Source organism: Methylobacterium oryzihabitans (assembly GCF_004004555.2).
Classification (GTDB): domain Bacteria; phylum Pseudomonadota; class Alphaproteobacteria; order Rhizobiales; family Beijerinckiaceae; genus Methylobacterium; species Methylobacterium oryzihabitans.
On record NZ_SACP01000102.1, the window covers coordinates 1 to 552 of the forward strand.

Here is a 552-nt window from a genome sequence, read left to right on the forward strand (position 1 = left end):
GGTCGATACCCTGGACAAGCCGGGCGTGAAAGGCCGGGTGATCGCGATCAACCTGCTGTTTACCACCCTGCTGGAAATGCCCGAAGCGGGCGGGGCGCTGGTGCAGGTGCCCAATAGCCAGTTCTTCCAGAAGTCGGTCCGGCGCTGGCGCGGGGCCGAGGTACAGGCCCTGCACAAAGAAACAGCTGCCGAAGCTGACTGAAGCTGTATTGGCCCCTTCGCGGGCATGCCCGCTCCCACAGGTACACCAACAGTTTCAAAAGGGGTGGATGCCTTGTGGGAGCGGGCGAGCCAGCGAAGAGGCCAGTACAGGCTAGCGGGGTTGCAGCCACACCAGTGATGCAAACCGCCCACCCTGCGGGGTACGGCGATAGGAGAAGAACCGAGCATCACTTACCGTGCACAAGCCGCCGCCATACACGGCAGTTACGCCACGGGCAGCCAGACGAATGCGCGCCAGCTCGTAGATATCCGCCATCAGCTTGCCTGGCCGTTCGCCCTCGACGAATGCCCGAGCGGCTTGCGGGTGCACGGCGGTAAAGGCATCACGCC

General features: G+C 63.8%; 2 protein-coding genes. One reads left to right on the forward strand and one right to left on the reverse strand.

Going from position 1 to position 552, the window contains the following annotated elements:
* A partial coding sequence (locus EOE48_RS28525; RefSeq protein WP_127734230.1) for a mechanosensitive ion channel domain-containing protein occupies positions 1 to 202 on the forward strand: 202 nt, incomplete at its 5' end.
* A 111-nt stretch (positions 203 to 313) separates the two neighbouring features.
* Here the strand turns inward: EOE48_RS28525 and EOE48_RS28535 are convergent.
* Positions 314 to 552: laccase domain-containing protein (locus EOE48_RS28535; protein WP_187371592.1), on the reverse strand; the 239-nt coding region annotated here is incomplete at its 5' end.